This is a genomic window from Nostoc sp. FACHB-110 (genome assembly GCF_014697425.1).
Lineage (GTDB): Bacteria > Cyanobacteriota > Cyanobacteriia > Cyanobacteriales > Nostocaceae > Nostoc_B.
In genome coordinates, this window is record NZ_JACJRU010000026.1 from 66,219 (window position 1) to 83,813 (window position 17,595).

Below are 17,595 nucleotides of genomic sequence, written 5' to 3' on the forward strand. Positions count from 1 at the left end.
AAATATTCGCTCCTTGAATAAGTTTAGATATTTTACTTTTGCTTAATACTAGAAAAATTTGCTAGCCATCCTCTGCGCTGAAATAGGATGAGTAAACTAACTGCGATCGTTGCCATCAAAGCCAAGCAAGCAGGATAACCCCAATACCAATTTAATTCCGGCATATTCAATGGAGATTTTTCTGTATTGAAGTTCATTCCGTATATCCCGGCAACAAAAGTTAGCGGAATAAAAATGGCAGAAACCACTGTGAGCAACTTCATAATTTCATTCATTTTGTTACTCACAGATGACAAATATACATCCATCAATCCTGATGCTAATTCGCGGTAAGTTTCTACCATATCCATGACTTGCACTGTATGGTCATAGCAATCTCGCAAATAGATACGAACTTCTTCACTAATTAATTCACTCCCATCTCGAATCAACGCATTAATAGCATCTCTTTGGGGCCAGATAGACCGACGTAATTGTAATAGCTCTCGCCTCACTTGATAAATTTGTTGTAATGTTTGTGGGGTAGGATGAAGAATTACTTCTTCTTCTAATTCCTCAATGCGTTCACCATAAAGTTCTAAGACAGGAAAAAAGCCATCGATAATTGCATCTAACAAAGCATAGGCTAAATAATCTGCTCCCTGTTTGCGAATGATACCTTTACCTTTATCTATGCGCATCCTTACGCTTTCAAAACAGTCATGTTCTGGTTCTTCTTGTACTGTTAATAAATAATGTTTACCTAAGACAAAACTGACTTGCTCGCTATAAAATCCGCAAGTATCTTCTTTCGGGACTACCATGCGAGCAATTATGAGTAATTGGTCTTCATAATCTTCTATTTTAGGACGCTCTGCCATGTTAACTACATCTTCTAAAACTAGAGGATGTAATTCAAAGGTTTTACCTAAACGCTGTAATATATCTTTATTTCCTAAGCCTTGAACATCTACCCAAGACACAGATTCTGTATCTAAATAGTTCAAACACTCTTCAGGATTAGCTATTTGTTTACGAATAAAGTTTGTCTGGTTGTAATCAAACAAAACAATTACCGGAGCTTCTGCATCTTCATCAATAAAGAGTGTCCCAGGGATAGTTCCTGGCTCATGATAAAAGTCTTTAAAGCTGGGCTTAGAAACTTTTTTGGCAAGACGGCGAATTTTGCTAATCATTTGTTAGTTGTCATTAGTCATAGGTTGGGTCATTTGTACAGATTGCCGGATTACTTTCCTCAAAGAGTGTTACGCCAAATTGTATAGCTGGATTGCTAATAAATCAGCAAGTGTATAAAAAAACAGCTTGCCTTGGCAAGGCAAACTGTGGAAAAAGATAAAGTTATTTATATGGGAAGGCGAAATTAAAGAGATTAGAGGCTAGGGGCTAGTATTTTCCAGCTAGAAACCTATGCAATAAATTACACAGCGATCGCACAAAAATCTCTTTTCTCTAGCCTCTGTTGGCATTACATCATGCCCATACCGCCCATACCGCCCATACCACCCATACCGCCCATACCGCCCATATCAGGCGCAGCAGCAGGTTTTTTCTCAGGTTTTTCCACAACGATCGCTTCTGTAGTCAAAACCATCCCCGCGATCGAAGCGGCATTTTGCAAGGCAGAACGCACTACTTTTGCAGGGTCAATAATCCCAGCTGCAATCAAGTCTTGGAATTCTCCGGTAGCGGCGTTATAACCGATGTTAAATTCCGTTTCTTTGACTTTAGAAACGATGACAGAACCTTCATCGCCAGCATTGTCAGCAATTTGACGTAGAGGGGCTTCTAAAGCGCGTTTGATAATGTCTGCGCCAATTTTTTCTTCATCGTTGAGGCTGTTCTTAATCTCGTCGACTTTGGTAGACAAGTGAATTAAGGTTGTACCACCACCAGGCACAATCCCTTCTTCTACGGCTGCTTTAGTCGCGTTGAGTGCATCTTCAATTCGCAGTTTGCGGTCTTTCAGTTCGGTTTCTGTAGCTGCACCGACTTTAATCACTGCGACACCGCCAGCTAACTTAGCAATGCGTTCTTGCAGTTTTTCTTTGTCGTATTCAGAATCAGTTTCTTCTAACTGCTTGCGAATTTGACCAATCCGCTTTTGAATTTCTGGCTTGGTGGTGCTACCAGCGACAATTGTGGTGTTTTCTTTGTCGATGGTGATTTTACGCGCAGTTCCCAGCATTTCCAAAGAAGCGGTATCTAGGCTAAGACCGATTTCTTCAGAAATTAACTGACCATCGGTGAGGATGGCAATATCTTGTAACATCGCTTTGCGGCGTTCACCAAATCCAGGTGCTTTGATAGCAGCCACAGTCAGCACACCACGGGCTTTGTTAACTACCAATGTTGCTAAAGCGTCACCTTCGACATCTTCCGCAATAATCAACAGGGGTTGTCCTAAACGGGCAACTTTTTCCAGTACTGGCACTAGTTCTTGGATGCTGTTGATTTTTTTATCGGTAATCAGAATCCGGGCGTTGTCAAATTCGACGGTTTGCCGTTCGTTATTGGTGATGAAGTAAGGAGAAATATAACCTCGATCGATTTGCATCCCCTCAACTACTTCTAGTTCAGTTGTTAAAGATTTGGATTCTTCAACAGTGATGACACCATCTTTGGTGACTTTCTCCATTGCTTCTGCCAGCATTGCGCCGACTTCTTCATCGTTACCAGCCGAAACTGTGGCGACCTGTGCGATCGCAGCTCCTTCTACTGGTTTGGCAACTCTGGCAATTTCTTCTACCAGTGCATCGATAGTTTTATCAATCCCGCGCTTTAAGCTAATGGGGTTAGTACCAGCCGCGACGTTTTTCAGACCTTCTTTAATTAAAGCCTGTGCTAAAACTGTAGCGGTTGTAGTTCCATCCCCAGCAATATCTTTTGTTTTGGATGCTACTTCTTGGATGAGTCTCGCGCCAGTGTTTTCTAAAGGATCTTCTAATTCGATTTCCTTGGCGACAGTGATACCATCGTTGACAATTTGGGGTGTCCCAAATTTCTTTTCTAAAAGAACGTTACGACCTTTTGGCCCTAAGGTAATTTTTACCGCATCAGCCAGGGCGTTGACACCTCGTTCTAGCGCCCGCCGTGATTCTTCATCAAAGGAAATAATTTTTGCCATGATTCACTTTTCTAGCACTTCCATTAGACAATTTAGCACTCACAGGCTAGGAGTGCTAATAACCAAAGCTGGTTCAGATTATAAATGGAAATTTAAAAAATTGATTAATATACACTAGATGCTCATGTAGGATACAGGCAGTAATGGTTGAATTGGGAGATGAATTTAGACAACTCCCTTAGGGCTATAGGCATTGCCGACCCACGCGGCTTCGGCTGGTTGGCAGTAGTATTTACATTTGTTTTAGCTTGGCTAGTAACATGGCGTTTGATTCCCACTGTACGCAAGTTTGCCTTGCGGGTAGGTTGGGCAGATCAGCCAAATGCACGACGGTTAAATCGTGAACCTTTACCGAATGCGGGAGGTTTGGCGATTTATGCTGGTGTCATAGCCGCGATCGTTGTAGCTTGTTTGTTACGACCGATTGAATTACAGAATATTTTGGCCCAGGTGCTAACCATTCTCCTAGGAGGCTCAATCCTAGTTTTGGTCGGCTTTATTGACGATCAGTTTGGTTTACCCCCCTCGGTGCGCCTGTGGACGCAGATTATCACGGCTTTGTTGTTGGTAGCTAATGGTATCAGTATTCAAGTGGCGATTGGCACACCCATTGACCCACTCTTATCAACGTTGATTACCGTCCTGTGGGTTGTAGGCATTACCAACGCCGTCAATTTGATGGATGGAATGGATGGATTAGCAGGCGGGATCAGTTTTATTACCGCGATGAGTTTGTTAGCAGTTTCCGCCCAATTTCCCAATAAGGCAGCTGCTACCTTGGTTTTAGCCGCCTTGGGTGGTGGGGCGTTGGGCTTTTTACGCCACAACTTCCACCCATCACGAATTATTATGGGTGACGCTGGAGCATACTTTTTTGGTTATGTTCTAGCAGCCACGAGTATTTTAGGCGACCTGCAAGTAACTACGGTTTTCTCTTTAGTCCCGACTGTTTTATTTTTGCTTTTACCCGTTTTAGACACAACCCAAGTGTTTTTACGGCGACTATTGGCAGGAAAAAACCCCCTCAGTACGCCTGGGAAGGATCACCTACACCACCGTTTATTGGCTTGGGGGTTCTCTCAGAGTCATGCAGCCGTCACGCTGTGGACAATTACCTTGATGGGTAATTTACTAGCAATGACAATTCGCGGGATGCCCTTAGCGGTGATAGTTGCCACAGCTAGCAGCATTATCTTGCTTTTGGGCTTTACTGTTTGGCAAAGAAGATTGAATAAACCGTAATTACGAATTACATCACCATCCCGCCATCGACATTAAAAACTTGCCCAGTGATGTAAGCTGCGGCAGGATCGGCAGCGAGAAAGCGCACCATACCAGCGACTTCTTCAGGTTGGCCATAGCGGCCGAGGGGGATAAATTTCAAAATTTCTTCGGTGTTGCTGAGATTGCTGGTCATATCAGTGCTAATAAAACCAGGGGCGACGGCGTTAACATTGATCCCACGCGTCGCTAATTCTTTGGCGACGGTTTTAGTAAAGCCAATCACTCCAGCTTTGGCAGCACTATAATTTGCTTGTCCAGGGTTGCCCATTTGTCCGGCAACGGAGCTAATATTAATAATCCGTCCAGAACGCTGCTTGAGCATCAGTTTACTCACAGCACGGGTACATAAGAAAACGCCCGTCAAATTCAGGTCAATTACGGCTTGCCATTCTTCTGGTTTCATCCGTAAAAGTAGAGTATCACGGGTAATACCTGCATTATTGACTAAAATATCGACGCGACCAAATTTTTCTGTGGTGGCATGAATTAATTTTTCTACTTGGTCAACTTGAGAAACATCAGCTTGGAGTGCCACAGCTTGTCCTCCGGCTGCTGTAATTTCGGCAACCACTTCATCGGCTGCTGTACTGGAACTCGCATAATTCACAACGACACTCGCCCCATATTTCGCCAACTCCAGGGCGATCGCTCTTCCTATTCCCCTCGATGCACCTGTGATAATTGCTACTTTATTTTGTAGAGTTTGCAAGTTTTCAGGCAAAACTTCCATGAACTATTCCTTCCGCTATTAAATCACCGCGCTAATTATCTTATGGTGAAAGAAGAACATTTCATACTTCATACTTCACACTTCATACTTCAGTTGACCCTTGACTATAAAAACAAAATAATGTTACATCCATTCCCAAAAGCACACATTAATATTGAGATTAATCCATATAAATAAATTCGGTGTGTGCCTTATGGCAACTAAGAAACATTTCAACAGCTTTGAAGAGATGCTTGCTGGTTCGGATGTACCTGTATTAGTAGATTTTTATGCTGATTGGTGTGGCCCATGCAAGATGATGGCAACGATTTTAGATCAGGTTAATGCTCAATTAAAAGACCGTTTGCGTATTGTCAAAATTGACACCGAAAAATATACGCAATTGGCAAGCCAATATCGTATTGAAGCTTTACCGACACTGATGTTATTTAAAGAGGGTAAGCCTGTAGATAAAATTGAGGGTGTGCTACAAGCACAACAGCTAGTGCAACATCTCCAAGGTTTAATTTAGGTATATTTTTTGAGGCAGAAGGCAGGAGTTATCAACTCTTGATGTCTGGTTTTAAAACTTGCGTTTTGTAATTTACTTACTGAGAATCTGCTGTAAATCATAGAGACGTACATTGTTACGTCTCTATTAGTTTTGGATTACTTTTAGCAGGGAAACATAATAACTCTGGAGAATATTGATATTTAAAAATATTCTTTCCTGCCTCCTGACTTGAAAGTGCTGAGTGCTGAGTGCTGAGTAAAAATACCAGTCTCACTTTCATACTTGGTGATGAAACTTGTTTCATCAAGACTGCCTTCTACTACAGTAAATCAGCACGGGGTTTAAAGGTTTCAATTTGCCGGATTTTTTCGTATAGTTCCTTTTCTTCGGGACTAATAGTTTTTGGCGTAAGTATTTGAATTTCGACTAATTGATCGCCACGTTTGCCGTTTTCTGTAGGATAACCTTTATTTGCCAAGCGGAATCTTTGACCAGACCTGACTCCGGGGGGAATGGTCATTTTTACAGGGCCGTCAAGGGTGGGTGCTTCGACAGAACCACCTAATACTGCTTCACTGGGGGTGACAGGTACTTGGCAAGAGATATTTGCGCCTTCTAGTTTAAATAAGGGATGGGGTTCAACGGTGATTTTGAGGTACAAGTCGCCGCCGCCGATGCCTTGGTTGCGTAGGCGGATACTTTGCCCTGTGACCATTGCAGGAGGCATTGTCACTTCTAGCGATCGCCCATCTTCTAAACGAATCCGCTCATTACCACCTTGATAGGCTTTTTCTAATGGTAAAGTTAAGCGCGCTTCAATATCCCGACGGGCAGGTTTTGGTGGATTTTTGGGAATTGCATATTCCACTCTGCTGTTAGGCGAACGAAACGGATCGGTTTTGGTGGACGTGTTGCCATTTCTATTGGTTTGGCGACTACCAATCCCCACGACTTGATTGATAAAGTCTTCAAAATTGGCAAATTGGCTGGGGTCAACATTTTGATTGCCGTTGCTGCGATCGCCTGGTTTTTCTGCCCAGCCTTTTGTTTTTGGGGTTTGTTTGCCTGCAAAGCCTTTTTGCTTCCAATAGCGGCTAAACTGGTCGTATTGCGCTCTTTTGGCAGCGTCGGAAAGAATTTCGTAAGCTTCGCCAATATCTTTAAATTTTTCTTCGGCTGCTTTATTGCCTGGATTTAGGTCAGGATGATACTGTCTGGCTAATCGCCGATAATTCTTTTTAATTTCTTCGTTAGAGGCATCTTTCGCTACTCCCAAAATTTCGTAATAATCGCGGAAATTCTGCAAATTTTGCATAGTCAGTTATTTAAATTTAGATTTTAGATTTTAGATGTTGATCATACTTAACAAGTGCAGGGAAGATAAAGCAGCAGAAGGCAGGAGGTAAAAGTCTTACTATGTCTGGCATTCATACTTTTTCAATGTCCTAACCTATACTTCGACGGCGATAATTTCCCATTTACTTATTTACCTATTACCAATGATCAAATCCGCATTTTGAATCAACATTATGACCTAAGGGAAGTAGGGAGTACTACAACCAATCATCGTCATCATCCCAATTATCTTGGTAGCTGGGTCGAGATGGGCGGCGAGATGGTCGGCTGTCGTAGGATGAAGAACGGCTTTCTCTGCCATAGTCTCTATTGCCGTAGTCTCTGCCATTATCTCTACCGAAATCTTTACCATAAGAATCGCGATCGCGGTAAGAATCACGGTAGTAGTCTGGTTCTCTATCTCTATCTTTATCGCCGCCTCCCGTGAAGATTTCTTTGATAGTGCCGAACAAATCATCATCTTCGTCTTCAGCATAATACTGCCGGACTTCTCGATTTAGTTCATACAGGGCATCTTGTAAGTCAGCGTAGGCTTGATCGATCCCGCGATCATCGTTTTCTTGTAAACTTTCCTTCAGTTCTCGGCAAATATTATCGATGCGTTGACGACGACTCCGGGCAAATTGCATTCCAAATTCTAGGGCTACTTCTCGCAGTTGTCGTTCTGCTTGCAAAATCAATGCTTCGGAACGGGTGCGCTTTTCGACTCTTTCTTTGCGTTCGCGGTCAACATCAGCATATTTTTGCGCGTCTTGAATCATCCGATTGATTTCCGACTCGCTTAAGGTGGAAGCACCTTGGATGGTGATGCTTTGTTCTCTGCCTGTAGTTCTATCTAAGGCAGATACCTGTAAAATCCCGTTAGCATCGATATCAAAGGATACTTGAATTTGGGGAATTCCTCTGGGTGCTGGGGGGATGCCGTATAGCTTGAATCGTCCCAAGGATTTGTTATCTGCGGCCATTTCTCGTTCGCCTTGGACTACGTGAATTTCCACGGTGTTTTGGTTATTTTCCGAGGTGGAGAAAATATCAGAACGGCGAACTGGGATAGTAGTGTTGCGGGGAATGAGTTTTTTCATCACGCCGCCGATAGTTTCTAAACCTAAAGATAGCGGTGTGACATCTAATAGCAGTACATCCTTAAGTTCTCCAGCGAGGATGCTGGCTTGAATGGCTGCACCAACGGCGACAACTTCATCGGGGTTAACATTCTCGTTAGGTTCAATCCCAATTAAGTCGCGGACTAACTGTTTTACCATCGGTATCCGCGTTGAACCACCGACTAAGACGACTTCTTCAATATCTTCTGGCCTTAAGCCTGCATCTTTCAAGGCCCGTTTAACTGGTGTGCGTACACGACTGATTAAGTCACCGCACAAAGCTTCAAATTGAGAACGAGTCAGGCGAGTTTCGATATGTTTTGGCCCGTCTTCTGTGGCAGTGATGAAAGGTAAATTAATATCAGTGATGCTCACAGCCGACAGTTCAATTTTAGCCTTTTCTGCTGCTTCCATTAACCTTTGCAAAGCTTGGCGATCGCGTCTTAAATCTACACCTTCTGTCTCTAAAAACTGTTCTGCTAACCAATCAACTATCTTTTTATCAAAGTCATTCCCACCCAGTTGAGTATCACCACTGGTGGCTTTGACTTCAAACACACCATCCCCAACTTCTAAAATCGACACATCAAAAGTACCACCACCCAAGTCAAAGACTAAGATGGTTTCTGTCTCACCTCTATCCAAGCCGTAAGCTAACGATGCGGCGGTGGGTTCATTGAGAATTCGCAACACTTCCAAGCCGGCAATTCTGCCAGCATCGCGGGTGGCTTGCCTTTGAGAATCGTTGAAATAAGCGGGAACTGTCAATACTGCGCCTGTAACTGGTTCCCCTAAATAACGGCTGGCATCATCAGCTAATTTCTTGAGTACCATTGCCGAAATTTCTTCGGGGGCAAAATCTTTAGTCAGTCGGGGACAGGCAATTTTAATATTACCGATTTCGTCTTTGCGGATAGTGTAGGGTACGCGCTTGGAATCTGGACTTAATTCCCCATACTTGCGCCCAATAAAGCGTTTAACGGCAAAAAAAGTATTTTGTGGATTGAGGACGGTTTGCCGCCTGGCCATTTGCCCAACTACACGTTCGCCATCTTTGCTGAAGCCAACTACGGAGGGTGTTGTTCGCATTCCTTCTGCATTGGCAATCACCACCGGCTTGCCACCCTCCATCACGGCGACTACTGAGTTGGTTGTACCCAAGTCGATGCCGACTACCTTGCCCATGCGTTACTCTTCTCCTAGTGTATCTTACATCTATATAATTTATTATGATTGGGCGAGATTACCTCTAGCTGTGAACTATTGGTTGAAAACACCTCAATGGTATGATAATCAATTAAGGTAAAAAGTGGATAATTGAAAGTTGAGGAGCTAGTTGCAAGACTAGAATAGCATTCACCATGCTGAGTATGTCCAAGGAGGCAAAAATCTCTCAGGTTGAAAAACTCCACTTTATCAATGCTTTAAGTTGGGTAATCCACACCTCTATATTTAATAATTTATGGGTGGGTTAATTTCATACTTCACACTTCATACTTCATACTTCAATTGACTTTAAAAGAGCAATTACAAATCCATTTGCATGAAATCGTCCGCGAACGCGATCCTTTCATGGCAACTGCCGGACATTTCTTTGTCCAAGAATATATTCGTCAACAATTTGCCCAGTGGGGGAGTGTGGAAATCCACACCTTCAAAGTTAGAGGGAAAAACTGTCAAAACCTAATTTTAAATTTACCTGGACAAGCAGTAGGCAACAGTAGAGATTTACCACCAATTTTAATTGGGGCGCATTATGATGCTGTACCAGGAACACCGGGCGCGGATGATAATGCCACAGGTGTAGCAGTATTACTCGAGTTAGCACGAATTTTTGCCACGGACGCTGCAAAATATCCCTTGCGGCTGGTTGCTTTTGATATGGAAGAATATGGTTTGCTAGGAAGTGCTGAATATGCAGCTTTGTTGCGTCAACAACAGCAACCACTACGCTTAATGATTTCTTTGGAAATGTTGGGTTATTGCAACTCTACCCCTGGTTCGCAAAATTATCCCCCTCCTCTAGAAAAGTTTTATCCGAATACTGGTGATTTTATTGCTTTGATTGGTAATTTACGCACCATCCGTGACTTAATTAGTCTAAGTCGGAGTATTCGCAAAGTTGGTGTAGCTAGTCAGTGGCTACCAGTACCGAATAGAGGTTTAATTGTACGTCAAACTCGACTGAGCGATCATGCACCGTTTTGGGATTTGGGATATTCCGCAATTATGGTGACTGATACAGCTTTTCTGCGGAATCCCCATTATCATCAATCTAGTGATGCGATCGCTACTTTAGATTTAGATTTTCTCACAGGTGTCTGCCAAGGTTTAGTACTTGGCATTCGGCGATTAAGTTAGTAGTCACCATCTTATCTGCAAGTGTTAGTTTTGGTATTAATAGAAAAAACTAAAGGAGCAAACTCAATTGCACCTCTAGTCTTTTTACAATTAATTATTCTAGTTTTTCTAAATTGATCAAAGGCTACTGTTTCTTTTGTTAATCCTGTATTAACAGCCGGAGAACTGTTTTTCAGTCTAAAATCAAAATTGCTGGCATTGACAAATTGCGGGTTAGCCACAATATCATTTGGCCCTTTAACTCTCGGTTGTAATCTTCCTAAATTCCAGTAAATGTTATAGTCAAATACATTAGTTTTTTGTTCTTCTGGTGTTGCCCAGTTAGCATTAACATTTTTTCCGGGAAAGGCAACCATGATATTGTTGAGTACTTTAATATTACTAGATTTGTTAGCAAATATTTGCCCTCCAGTAATTTCTTTGCTTTGATTATTATTGACAACAGTATTATTAATAATATCTACATTATCACTATAATAGGCATGAACTCCAGAGCCGCCATTATTATAGATAACATTATTTGCAACTAATGTTTTTCCCTTGTAAGCTCCTAACTTAGAGCCGTTTTGAGTATTTCTCCCATCATCTACAATGACTCCGTTACCGTCTGTGATTTTACCAACAACAATCCAAGGAATATATAATCTGTTGTTATAAATCCGATTATTTGTAAAGATCATTTTATAATCAGTAGTGTTATTATCCGAGTTATAACTTTGATAAGTACCTGTTCCTGAATTTCCGTAAACTGTAAACCAGGAATTATTGTAAATTTCATTGTGATCAACAGTTATATAGTCGGCTTGGGCTGCACCTATTCCCATACCTGCACAATCATGAACTTTATTATTAAAAATTCTCCAGTGATGCGGTTTTAGTTTAGGCTCAACTTTTCTCCCATCAACCGAAAGGCAATTACCATTTGTTAGCGTATTCATTTTATTTTTTGATTGTGATTGAGCATATTTTAAAGTGATTTTTTGATTGTTTCCTTCTAGCTCAAGACCTTCAATATTAATGTATGACGCTCTATCACTAAAGATAATATGCCAACTGCCTTTTACAGGGTCTTGTTTTAGTTTTACTCTATGATTAGGATAAGGTTTGTAGCTAATCCAAGCATTAGGTTTACCTGAATTTTTAATTTGCAACAATACCCAGTTTTTCCCTGGAAAATATGTACCCTCAAGAAAATATACAGTATCTCCTGGCTTGGTTAAATTTGCTGCTTTTTGAGGTGTTTGGAATGCTTGTTGCGGAGATAAACCATCATTATTATCTGAACCAGTTGGAGAAACATAGTAGTTTACACCACCATTAGCAGGTAAAGGTAATGCAGGGGGAACTTTATAACTAGGAATACGTCGCGGAGTCTGATCATTAGTTACAGTCTGTGCAAGAGCCAGATTAGATGTAGGGATAGTAATATACTCTTGTGTCTGGGAACTAGTGAGATTTGATTGAGGAGCAGACGTGTTTACTTGAGCAATTCTTAAAAAGATGATGAACGTCAAAAGTGAAGAGATGCCAGCCAGTGTTAGTTTTAACATGAACCTACCCCAGTAATAAATTCTGTTAATCTAGATATTCAGTAGAAACACTACATCTACTAACCAATATAGATCATTTCTTAATTATTGGTTTTTTTGACGCGATCGCACATTCGGCGGCAAACTAATCAAATCATCGATGTTCCGTTTCATTGTGTGGCAAATTGCATCTAGGGGTAAGTCATTGGCATCGTAACCAAAGGGATTTTCAATTTCTAAGCCGATAGCTTCAATGCCAAACAGCGTAAAACTAATTAACGCCACAATTAAGCCTGTCCACCATCCTAAAGTTGCTACCATTTGAAAGGGTAATAAGAAGCAATATAATAATAACAATTGCTTAAGATGTATGGCATAGGCTAAAGGCATAGGCGTTCTTAAAATTCGTTCGCAAGCGCCTAAATTATCTACAAGAATATTTAATAATTCTTGCATACTAGTTAATTGATAATTGTTTAAGCAGTTGCGATCATACTGCTGTTGGAGATAGTCGCCAATCCAAAAAGCAACCTCTAAAGGAGGATGATTCATAGTATGCAATTTTATATACTTAGATTGGGGCAGTAATTCTTCTAGTTCACTATTTATTTTTTCTCCTCTTAAATGCAATTTAATTGTGACGGCAAACGCCACTAGTAACCGTAATGCAGCAACTTTACTTTCTCTATCTTCTGGAGATAGTTCGTCAATAGATACCCAAATTTGCCGAGCTAAATTACGTACAGTGTTAACTATAGAACCCCAAGCTTTTCTGCCTTCCCAAAAGCGGTCATAAGCAGTATTTGTCCGAAAAACTAATAATAAACCTAAAACAATACTAGGAATAACATTACCTAAAATAGGTTGGGATACTGGCAATTTTAAAGAATAAAGTAGAGAAATAACAACACCAAAAACCCCAGACCAAAAAACTCGTTGATAAATTGAAGATATCACCGATCCTCTTAACTGAAAAGCCATTTGAAACCAACGAATTTTTTCAACTGCCATGCAATTTACTCCGAGTAATATCTAGCAAACAAATCAAGCAGGTATCTGATAACTTAAAAATCATAACCTTGGCAGTAGCAAAATCGGCATTGAGGAATTTACCATGACTGGGGCATCATCTTCTTCTGCGCGTTGGGAATTCTGGATTGACAGAGGCGGTACATTTACTGATATTGTGGCAAAGCGTCCTGATGGAAAGTTGGTAATTCATAAGCTGCTGTCAGAAAATCCTGAACGCTACACTGATGCAGCAGTCCAAGGAATTCGGGAACTGCTAGAACTGGCTGTTGATGCAGCTATTCCGAGCCATCGCATCGCAGCTGTGAAGATGGGAACAACGGTGGCGACAAATGCCTTATTGGAGAGAAAAGGCATTCGCACCGTTCTTGTTATTACCCAAGGATTTCGGGATGCCTTACGCATCGGTTATCAAAATCGCCCCGACATTTTCGCCCGTCAGATAATTTTGCCAGAAATGCTCTACGAACGGGTAATTGAAGTCGAAGAACGTTACAGCGCGCAAGGTCAGGAATTAATCCCGCTAAAGCTTGAGGCAGTCCGTCCGCAATTACAAGCAGCTTACGCTGATGGAATTCGTTGTTGTGCCATTGTTTTCATGCACGGTTATCGCTACACCACCCATGAAAAGCAAGTTGCTGCATTAGCAAAAGATATTGGATTCACTCAAATTTCCGTATCCCACGAAGTCAGCCCTTTAATGAAATTAGTCAGTCGGGGCGATACTACAGTTGTTGATGCCTATTTATCCCCAATTTTGCGGCGATATGTAAATCAAGTCTCTAGTCAATTGGTATTAGGGAATAGGGAAAGGCTGCAAGAATCATCCCCCCAGCCCCCAGCCCCCAGCCCCGATTTCTCTTCCGACTCTCCTCTCCCCACTCCCCACTCCCTCAAATTGATGTTCATGCAATCCAATGGTGGATTAGCAGACGCAGAAAACTTCCAAGGTAAAGACAGCATTTTATCTGGCCCTGCTGGGGGCATAGTTGGCGCAGTGCAGACAAGCCGCATAGCTGGATTTGACAAAATTATTAGCTTTGATATGGGTGGTACATCTACCGATGTGGCTCATTACAATGGCGAGTATGAACGCACCTTTGAAACAGAAGTTGCCGGAGTGCGTCTGCGAACTCCGATGATGGCAATTCACACCGTTGCGGCGGGTGGGGGTTCGATTGTGCAGTTTGATGGTTCCCGGTATCGGGTGGGGCCGGAATCTGCGGGGGCAAATCCTGGCCCGGCGGCTTATTCTAAGGGTGGGCCGTTGACGGTGACTGATTGCAATGTGATGGTAGGTAAGTTGCAACCAGAGTTTTTCCCGAAGGTGTTTGGGGTGAATGCTGATTTGCCTTTAGATGTAGAGGTGGTAAAGCAGAAGTTTCAGCAATTGGCAGCAGAAATTGGAGATGGGAGAAAACCAGAAGAGGTGGCTGCGGGTTTTTTGGCGATCGCAGTTGATAAAATGGCCAACGCTATCAAAAAAATCTCTCTCCAGCGTGGTTATGATGTGTCGGAGTATACGTTGTGTTGCTTTGGCGGTGCTGGTGGGCAACACGCTTGTTTAATTGCCGATGCGTTGGGGATGAAGCAGGTGTTTATCCATCCTTATGCGGGGGTATTATCTGCTTATGGTATGGGTTTGGCAGATGTGCGGGTGATGCGCGAGAAATCGGTGGAAGCGGTTTTGAGTGAGGATTTGTTGGGGGATATGGAGTTGCAGTTAGCTAGTTTAGTGGCGGAGGCTTGGGGGGAAACGAACCGCAAAGACGCAGAGGACGCGGAGGGAGGAGAGAAGATAGAAATATATCGCAAGGTACATCTAAAATATGAGGGGACGGATGCGCCGTTGATTGTGGATTTTGGAGATATTGAGACTATGCAGCGTCAGTTTGAGGAGTTGCATCGTCAGCGTTATGGGTTTATTGCGCCAGAAAAGCGGTTGATTGTGGAAGCTATAGCGGTGGAGGTGGTGGCACAGCATGATGCGCCGGCAGAAGCTGTAATTACACGTAGGGATGATAGAGAACCTGTAGCAGTAGCAACTGTTCAGATGTACACTGCTGGTGCATGGTACGCTACACCAGTTTATCAACGACAAGATTTACAACCGGGAAATTGTATTGCAGGGCCAGCAATCATTGTCGAGGCGACGGGGACAAATGTTATAGAACCCAATTGGCAAGCTCAATTAACCGCACGCAATCACTTAGTTTTAACAAGACACTCAAAACTCAGCACTCAGCCATCAAAACTCAGCACTCAAAAAGATCCGGTGATGCTGGAGATTTTCAATAATTTGTTTCGCGCGATCGCAGAACAAATGGGTATAACCTTACAAAATACCAGTTCCTCTGTCAACATCAAAGAAAGGCTGGATTTCTCCTGTGCAATTTTTGATGGTTCTGGACAATTAGTCGCAAATGCACCTCACATTCCTGTGCATTTGGGTTCGATGAGTGAAAGTGTGCAAGCCTTAATTACTAACTATGGCGACACTATTAAACCTGGCGATGTATTTGTCTCCAATAACCCCTATAACGGTGGTACTCACCTACCAGACATTACCGTTATCACTCCAGTCTTCCCCCACTCAGCACGGGCTGAACGCCCCGCTACCGCTAACAGCACTCAGCACGGGCTGAACGCCCCGCTACCGCTAACAGCAATCTTTTATGTTGCTTCACGGGGACACCATGCAGATATCGGCGGTATTACCCCTGGTTCTATGCCACCAAATAGTACAAATGTGGTAGAAGAAGGCATACTAATCGATAATTTTCAGTTAGTTGCAGCCGGAAAATTCCGTGAAACAGAATTAGTGGAATTATTAGCCAGTGAACCTTACCCTGCGCGAAATATTACCCAAAATTTAGCCGATTTAAAAGCCCAAATTGCTGCTAATGAACGCGGTGTACAGGAACTTCTCAAGATGGTAGAACACTACAGCTTAGAAACTGTACAAGCTTATATGGGTTTTGTCCAAGATAATGCAGAAGAATCTGTCCGCCGTGTAATTGAAGTTTTAAAAGATGGCAGCTTCAGTTATGCATTAGACGATGGCAGTATTATTCAGGTCGCCATTACTATTAACCCAAAAAAACGCAGTGCTAAAATAGATTTTGCAGGCACATCGTCCCAGCAATTAAATAGTAACTTTAATGCCCCAGCAGCAGTCTGCAAAGCGGCAGTTTTATACGTTTTTCGCACATTAGTTAATGATGATATACCCTTAAATGCCGGATGCCTGAAACCTTTAGAAATTCATATCCCTGAAGGTTGTATGCTAAATCCCCGTTACCCTGCTGCTGTGGTTGCGGGAAATGTGGAAACTTCGCAAGCAATTACCGATGCTTTGTATGGGGCTTTGGGAGTTTTAGCAGCTTCTCAAGGAACAATGAATAATTTCACCTTTGGGAATGAACGCTATCAATATTATGAAACAATCTGCGGTGGTTCTGGTGCAGGTGCAAATTTTGATGGTACAGACGCAGTTCAAACACACATGACAAATTCGCGTCTAACTGACCCTGAAGTATTAGAATGGCGTTTTCCTGTTGTCTTAGAAAATTTTGCTATTCGTGAAAAGAGCGGTGGTAAAGGAAATCATCACGGTGGAAATGGCGTAATTCGTCGCTTGCGTTTTCTAGAACCTATGACAGCTGCAATTTTGTCAAATCATCGCCTAGTTGCGCCATTTGGTTTAGCTGGTGGAGAAGCCGGTAAAGTAGGACAAAATTATGTTGAGAAAAGTGATGGCAATATTGAATATTTAGGTAGTAAAGCAGTAGTGCAAATGAATATAAATGATGTTTTTGTGATTGAAACTCCTGGCGGTGGAGGTTATGGTTCCAACAGCAAAAAAAGCTAAAAGTGTCAATAAAAAATTACTCCTCACTTTTAGCTGGTCAACTATGAGTAAACTTCTTAACTCTTGAGGATTTACGCAGTAATACTAAAATCAAGGTTTTTAGGGAGGTGTAGGTGTTCACAACCCATTAATTCCTACACCCTCACACTCTTACACCCATTCTTCACAAGTATCCTTTATGCGTAATTCCTTTGTTCAACCAAACCAATGAGAGGGTTCACAACCTGGTTCAACTATGTCACATAAATGCTGATTAATTGAGTCTGATTTGTTGTGCATAATGGAAAAAATAGCTTGATGAATTAAGTTTTGTAAATGTAGTTTCTGTTCTAAGGGGCTACGAGGAAATTTTTGATCTATCAGACAATCTTTTGTGTTGTTTTGTAAAGGAAATTCTCGCTCAAATTCTACGTTAGAAAAACAGGGAATACGGCTAAGAACGAAAACAATTAGTTCTTGGCGTAATTCAGGAATTGCAAAGGTGGCTTGATAAGGATGATAAGCATAGGTATCTAACACGCTTTCAATTTCGCTGATTACTGATTGCTGCGTTAAATTAATGACTGTTTTCATAGGTTTTGTCTCCTGTTAAATACAGTTGATTGTTCTGCGAAAGAACAATCACGCTTGAACTTACTTGGTGATGCCAAACAGCTAATACTGATAGAAATAAAATTTTTACCCCAAAACTAACCTTCTTATCAGTACAATGCCA

The 17,595-nt window shown here is 42.1% G+C and carries 12 protein-coding genes; 4 read left to right on the plus strand and 8 right to left on the minus strand.

Going from position 1 to position 17,595, the window contains the following annotated elements; translation table 11 throughout:
* Window positions 1-32 precede the first annotated feature (32 nt).
* Both corA and groL read right to left on the minus strand, forming a co-directional pair.
* On the minus strand, window positions 33-1,175 hold the full coding sequence (corA, locus tag H6G69_RS21585) for a magnesium/cobalt transporter CorA (RefSeq protein ID WP_190691169.1): 1,143 nt from the start codon (window positions 1,173-1,175) through the stop codon (window positions 33-35).
* 290 nt (window positions 1,176-1,465) lie between these two features.
* Window positions 1,466-3,124: a chaperonin GroEL gene (groL, locus tag H6G69_RS21590; RefSeq protein WP_190691170.1), complete on the minus strand. Its 1,659-nt coding sequence runs from the start codon at window positions 3,122-3,124 to the stop codon at window positions 1,466-1,468.
* A gap of 159 nt (window positions 3,125-3,283) precedes the next feature.
* Here groL and H6G69_RS21595 point away from each other — a divergent pair, with 159 nt between their 5' ends.
* A complete protein-coding gene (locus H6G69_RS21595) occupies window positions 3,284-4,366 on the plus strand; it encodes an MraY family glycosyltransferase (RefSeq protein ID WP_190691171.1) in 1,083 nt (360 codons plus the stop codon).
* 7 nt (window positions 4,367-4,373) lie between these two features.
* On the opposite strand, the gene fabG is transcribed toward H6G69_RS21595, so the two are convergent.
* Window positions 4,374-5,138 carry a 3-oxoacyl-[acyl-carrier-protein] reductase gene (fabG, locus tag H6G69_RS21600; RefSeq protein WP_190691172.1) on the minus strand — a complete coding sequence of 255 codons (765 nt, stop codon included), beginning with the start codon at window positions 5,136-5,138 and terminating at the stop codon, window positions 4,374-4,376.
* 193 nt (window positions 5,139-5,331) lie between these two features.
* Between fabG and trxA the strand changes: the two genes are divergently transcribed.
* Window positions 5,332-5,649, plus strand: coding sequence for a thioredoxin (gene trxA, locus H6G69_RS21605; RefSeq protein WP_190691173.1), 318 nt, complete (start codon window positions 5,332-5,334; stop codon window positions 5,647-5,649).
* Between the two features lie 301 nt (window positions 5,650-5,950).
* On the opposite strand, the gene H6G69_RS21610 is transcribed toward trxA, so the two are convergent.
* Together H6G69_RS21610 and dnaK are read right to left on the minus strand one after the other, a co-directional pair.
* Window positions 5,951-6,946, minus strand: coding sequence for a DnaJ C-terminal domain-containing protein (locus H6G69_RS21610; RefSeq protein ID WP_190691174.1), 996 nt, complete (start codon window positions 6,944-6,946; stop codon window positions 5,951-5,953).
* Window positions 6,947-7,184: 238 nt separating this feature from the next.
* Window positions 7,185-9,275: a molecular chaperone DnaK gene (dnaK, locus tag H6G69_RS21615; RefSeq protein WP_190691175.1), complete on the minus strand. Its 2,091-nt coding sequence runs from the start codon at window positions 9,273-9,275 to the stop codon at window positions 7,185-7,187.
* Window positions 9,276-9,599: 324 nt separating this feature from the next.
* Here dnaK and H6G69_RS21620 point away from each other — a divergent pair, with 324 nt between their 5' ends.
* Complete coding sequence (locus H6G69_RS21620) at window positions 9,600-10,451, plus strand: M28 family peptidase (RefSeq protein WP_190691176.1); 852 nt, start codon at window positions 9,600-9,602, stop codon at window positions 10,449-10,451.
* Window positions 10,452-10,462: 11 nt separating this feature from the next.
* Here H6G69_RS21620 and H6G69_RS21625 read toward each other — a convergent pair whose 3' ends face one another.
* Both H6G69_RS21625 and H6G69_RS21630 read right to left on the minus strand, forming a co-directional pair.
* A complete protein-coding gene (locus H6G69_RS21625) occupies window positions 10,463-12,001 on the minus strand; it encodes a right-handed parallel beta-helix repeat-containing protein (RefSeq protein WP_190691177.1) in 1,539 nt (512 codons plus the stop codon).
* 84 nt (window positions 12,002-12,085) lie between these two features.
* Complete coding sequence (locus H6G69_RS21630) at window positions 12,086-12,991, minus strand: bestrophin family protein (RefSeq protein WP_190691178.1); 906 nt, start codon at window positions 12,989-12,991, stop codon at window positions 12,086-12,088.
* A gap of 103 nt (window positions 12,992-13,094) precedes the next feature.
* On the opposite strand from H6G69_RS21630, the gene H6G69_RS21635 reads away from it, so the two are divergent.
* Complete coding sequence (locus H6G69_RS21635; RefSeq protein ID WP_190691179.1) at window positions 13,095-16,880, plus strand: hydantoinase B/oxoprolinase family protein; 3,786 nt, start codon at window positions 13,095-13,097, stop codon at window positions 16,878-16,880.
* A gap of 195 nt (window positions 16,881-17,075) precedes the next feature.
* Here H6G69_RS21635 and H6G69_RS21640 read toward each other — a convergent pair whose 3' ends face one another.
* Entirely contained in the window at window positions 17,076-17,453 is a 378-nt protein-coding gene (locus tag H6G69_RS21640; protein ID WP_190691180.1) for a hypothetical protein, read from the minus strand.
* Window positions 17,454-17,595 lie beyond the last annotated feature (142 nt).